5 protein-coding genes and 1 tRNA gene are annotated in these 4,486 nt (G+C 63.0%); 3 read left to right on the forward strand and 3 right to left on the reverse strand.

Annotated elements, in window-relative coordinates:
• The 3 genes from ACYVDE_RS15295 to ACYVDE_RS15305 all read right to left on the reverse strand — a co-directional run.
• Positions 1 to 506 (reverse strand): maleylpyruvate isomerase N-terminal domain-containing protein (locus ACYVDE_RS15295; protein ID WP_460502405.1); only part of this gene is annotated, 506 nt, incomplete at its 3' end.
• A 1-nt stretch (position 507) separates the two neighbouring features.
• Complete coding sequence (locus tag ACYVDE_RS15300) at positions 508 to 1,404, reverse strand: SIMPL domain-containing protein (protein WP_460502406.1); 897 nt, start codon at positions 1,402 to 1,404, stop codon at positions 508 to 510.
• A 170-nt stretch (positions 1,405 to 1,574) separates the two neighbouring features.
• On the reverse strand, positions 1,575 to 2,714 hold the full coding sequence (locus tag ACYVDE_RS15305; RefSeq protein WP_460502407.1) for a trans-sulfuration enzyme family protein: 1,140 nt from the start codon (positions 2,712 to 2,714) through the stop codon (positions 1,575 to 1,577).
• Between the two features lie 174 nt (positions 2,715 to 2,888).
• Between ACYVDE_RS15305 and ACYVDE_RS15310 the strand changes: the two genes are divergently transcribed.
• The 3 genes from ACYVDE_RS15310 to ACYVDE_RS15320 form a co-directional block, all read left to right on the forward strand.
• Positions 2,889 to 3,620, forward strand: coding sequence for a TVP38/TMEM64 family protein (locus tag ACYVDE_RS15310; protein WP_460502408.1), 732 nt, complete (start codon positions 2,889 to 2,891; stop codon positions 3,618 to 3,620).
• 109 nt (positions 3,621 to 3,729) lie between these two features.
• Positions 3,730 to 3,803, forward strand: a tRNA-Arg gene (locus ACYVDE_RS15315).
• Positions 3,804 to 3,975: 172 nt separating this feature from the next.
• A partial coding sequence (locus ACYVDE_RS15320) for a GAF domain-containing protein (RefSeq protein WP_460502409.1) occupies positions 3,976 to 4,486 on the forward strand: 511 nt, incomplete at its 3' end.

The raw sequence follows: 4,486 nt of genomic DNA on the forward strand, positions 1-4,486 counted from the left end.
GGCGCGGTCTGGCCCACGGCTGCGCGGATTTGCTGCTGGTGGTGCCACTTTTCGGTATAGTCGCGGGCCACGTGAAACCAGTTCAGCGACTCCGTTTCGCCGGCCCAGGCCACGGGCCAGGCGGCCGGGGCCCAGGGGTCGAGGGTGTGGAGGTAGGCCGTGTATTCGGCCCCCGACTGCGCCAGCAGCTCTACCAGCACGGCCGGGCTCAGGCGGCGGGCCGCCTGCACCCAATCAGCATTCAGGCCGTTGAGGTAGCCCACGAGGCCGCCGTAGCTGGTATCGGCCGGCGGCGCTTCGCCGTAGTAGCCGTCGCGCAGCATCGAGAGCGTACGCAGGTTGCCATCGAGCAGGTGCGCGGCAATGTCTTTCACCGTCCACTGCCGGGCCAGCGTGGGGCGCTGCCAGTCCTCAGGCGTGAGGCTCCGCAGCAGCTCCAGCAGCAGGCGGTCGAGCTCGGCGAAGAGCGGCAGGGTTTCGATGGGAACGGGCGGCCGAGTAGCCATATTACTTGCGTGCCGTGGTGTATTTGACCTGAATGGCCAAGGTGTAGGTCACGGCGGGCTCCACTACCACCGGGTTGATAACCCGGTCGAACCCGTCGGCGCTGGGTGGGCTGTAGTAATACGTGGTAAGCGTCCGCAGGCCCTTGTAGCTGTAGTTCTGCCGGTAGTCATAAACGAATGGTGTGGCAATGACAGCCTCATAGGTTTGGTACTGCCCGGCCGGCACAAAGGACGAAAACTGCTCGGCATAAGGCTGCGCCGCGGGCCGTAGGCGGGCCGTTGTCAGCAGCAGGTACTTTTCTTTTTTACGGTTGATGACTTCCGCCGCTGCCTTAAACAAATTATCGTACACCTCTTCTGGTTTGTTGACGATGTAATCCACTTTCACCAAGTCGAATACGCTGTCGGCGGCGGCCGCCACCAGCATTTCGTTCAGCAGGCTGATGCGCCGGAATGAGACAACGACATTGCGCGTCGACTCGAAACCCCGCACGTACTCCTCGGCGTGAAAATTGACAAACGCATTCGCTTCGCGGTCTTTCACGGCCCGCAAGTCCTTGATGCGCTGCTGCGTGATGATGTCGGTATAAACGTCTTTTCCATCAATACCCAGCTGCCGCAAGCGCCCGGTGAAATGCTGCACGCGGGCAGCCAGCCGTTTCTCGGCGGCACTCACCGTCGTGGCTTCCTGCCGCAGCCCAAATACGGCCACGTAACTATCGGCCCGCACATGCTGCATCACATTGGCCCCTAGCACGAAAGTGCTGTCGGTCAGAAACAGCTTATCGGGCAAGGTGGCTGCTGGCGCAGGTTCGCCGGAGTAGCCACGGCGGCGCGACTCCAGCACCGCGTTGCCCGACACTTGCGCCCAGCCGAGCAGCGGGCAGCCGCATATCATGAGCAATACTAGGCGCCGGAGCACTCCGGCAAGCAAACGGGCAGGCAACAGTAGCGGAAAGGGCATAAAAGAAGGCTAAGTAGTTCGGCAAATGAAAAGCAAAAACGCCGAACCGCCCGCAAAGGCAGCCCGGCGTTTCCAACGCGCAAGCGGGGCAACCCCGTATGCGCCTACCCGATAGCCTGGGCCAAATCGGCAATCAGGTCCTCGGCATCCTCAATGCCCACGCTCAGGCGGATGAGCGAGTCGCTCAGGCCCGACTTGCGGCGCTGCTCGGCCGGAATGCTGGCGTGCGTCATGGTGGCGGGGTGGCCGCTCAGGCTTTCCACGCCGCCCAGGCTTTCGGCCAGGGTGAAGTACTGGAACTTCTCGAGCACGGCAATGGCATCCTCTTGGCGGTCGCCCTTCAGCACGAAGGAAATCATGCCGCCGAAGTCGCGCATCTGCCTGGCGGCCACCATGTGGTTGGGGTGGTTGTCGAAGCCGGGCCAGTATACCTTCTCCACCTTGGGGTGCTGGCGCAGGTACTCGGCCACGGCGCGGCCGTTTTCGCAGTGCCGCTGCATGCGGATGTGCAGGGTTTTGAGCCCGCGCAGCACCAGAAAGCAGTCCTGGGGGCCGGGCGTGCCGCCGCAGGCATTCTGGTAGAAGCTCAGGCGCTCGTGCAGGTCGTCGTCGTTCACCACCAGCGCGCCCATTACGGTGTCGGAGTGGCCGGCCATGTACTTGGTCAGCGAATACATCACGATGTCGGCCCCGAAGTCCATCGGCGTTTGCAGGTAGGGCGTCGAGAAAGTGTTATCGACGGCCAGCAGCGCCCCGGCCTCCTTAGCCACGGCGGCGGCGGCGGCAATGTCAATGACGTTCAGAAGTGGGTTGGTGGGCGTTTCGACCCAGATGAGCTTGGTTTTCTCGCTCACCACGGCCTTTACGGCCTCCATGTCGTGCATGGGCACGAAGTGAAATTTGATGCCGAAGGGCTCGTACACTTTCGTGAACAGGCGGTAGGAGCCGCCGTAGAGGTCGTTGGTCGAAATCACCTCGTCGCCGGGCTTGAGCAGCTTCATCACGCAGTCGATGGCGGCCATGCCCGAGGCGAAGGCGATGCCGTGCTTGCCGTTGTCGAGGGCGGCCACGGCGGCCTGCAGCTGCGAGCGGGTGGGGTTGTGCGTGCGCGAGTACTCGAAGCCCATGTTCTTGCCGGGCGAGGTCTGCACGTAGGTCGAAGTCTGATAGATGGGCGTCATGATGGCCCCGGTGGCGGGGTCGGGGTGCACGCCGGCGTGAATGGCTTTGGTGGCGAATTTCATGGGTGGGCTGTATGAGTGGAGGGCCCGCGCGGGCCGCCGGCAAAGGTCGGGGAATAATCGGAAATGGCTGGCTGGGCTCGGGGCAGGTGGCGGCACGGGCGGCTTCGGGCGCGGTTTCTGCGTACTTGCAGCCTGAAACCCGGCCACCGCACGGCCGGGTTTCGCCCCACGCCTATGTTTCAAGTCCTGCGCGAGCTTTTTCAGAAAAACTTCTCCACGCTGCTCACCATGCTGCTGCTGGTGGCCGTGCCGCTGCTGGGCTCGGCTTCGCTGCTGGGGGTGCTAGCCACCCACCAAGACTTGCTGCACCATCTCAGTACGGGGCAGGCGGTGCTGTATTTCGTGGTTATTGCCTGCACGATGGCATTTGCGCTCACCCCCACCACGTTCGTGGCCATCGTGACGGGCTACTACTTTGGCTGGGCCGGGCTGCCGGGCATGGTGCTGGCCTACGCGCTGGCCGCCGCCATCGGCTACGAACTGGCCCTGCGCCTCGACCACGGCAAGCTGCGCCACTTCCTGCATCTGTTCCCCAAAGCCGAGGCCGTGCTGAGCGAACTGCAGAACCAGAGCTGGCAGCTCATCCTGCTCACGCGCCTCTCGCCGGTGCTGCCGTTTGCGCTCATGACGTTTGTGCTGGCCATTGTGGGCGTGCCTCGGCGGCGGTTTCTGGCGGCCTCGGTGCTGGGCATGCTGCCGCGCAGCCTGTTTTTTTACTGGCTCGGCACCGAAGCCTCCAATGTTCTAGCCCTGCTGAAGGACCCTGACGAGGGCACCCTGAGCAAACTGGTGCTGGTTGGACTGGTGGCGGCGTCGCTGTTTGGGCTGTATTTCGTCTTCAACCGGGCCCTACAGCGGGTGCTGCGCCAGGGTAGCAGTCAAAATGATGAAAAAATCTCCGACTGATTATTAGTCACTTGCTGCCGCAGCCGCACTTTTCTTGCAGAAAAATGCGCACACTGTTTGCAAAGCCGATTTTTTCCGTCCTACCTTTGTGCTCCCAACACGGGGAAAGGGTTGCATAGCTCAATTGGATAGAGCATCTGACTACGAATCAGAAGGTTTAAGGTTCGACTCCTTATGCGACCACAAAAAAGGCCCTCACAGCGATGTGAGGGCCTTTTTGTTTATGTTCTGTGGCAGTTTCTGTGGCAGCATCTTGAGCCGTAGGGCGGCCGCACACAATTTGGCATAGCCAGCCGACGGGCCGCGTCGGGCTAATGCTTTATGTTTGCGCCGTACCGCGCCCCGAATCGCCCCGATGATGCCCTCCCCTTCCGCCGCGCCACTGCCGGCTACCGAAACCGCGCGGTTGCGCAGCCTGCGCGCCTTCGACGTGCTGCCGGCTCTCACCGAGCCGGTATTCGACGAGTTTGTGGCCCTTACGGCCCAGGTTTTCCGCCTGCCCATCTCGCTGATTGCCGTGGTGGAAGAAGACGCCGTGCATTACCCCGCCAATTGCGGCCTGCCCCACCACCGCTGGCAGCCGCGCGTGTGCGCGCTCTGCTCCACGGCTATTCAGCAAGCCCGGGCCGTGGTGTACCACGACCTCGTGCTGGAGCCCGGCGCCGCCATTCCGGCCGAAGCCCTGACCGCCGCCGTCGATAACGGGCTGCGCTTTTATGCCGGCGCGCTGCTACTGCTGCCCGACCAGCAGCCGCTGGGCACGCTCTGCGTTATCGACCGGCAGGCGCGCTCGTTCAGCGCCGAGGAGCAGCAGTTGCTCAACGAGCTGGCGGCTTTGGTGAGCCAGGCCATTGCCGCGCGCCACA

It is taken from the genome of Hymenobacter agri (genome assembly GCF_054778495.1).

Coding starts and splice junctions, on each gene's coding strand:
- ACYVDE_RS15300 (WP_460502406.1), bottom strand. CDS start 1,404: ATGATATGCGGCTGCCCGCTGCTCGGCTGGGCGCAAGTGTCGGGCAAC.
- ACYVDE_RS15305 (WP_460502407.1), bottom strand. CDS start 2,714: ATGAAATTCGCCACCAAAGCCATTCACGCCGGCGTGCACCCCGACCCC.
- ACYVDE_RS15310 (WP_460502408.1), top strand. CDS start 2,889: ATGTTTCAAGTCCTGCGCGAGCTTTTTCAGAAAAACTTCTCCACGCTG.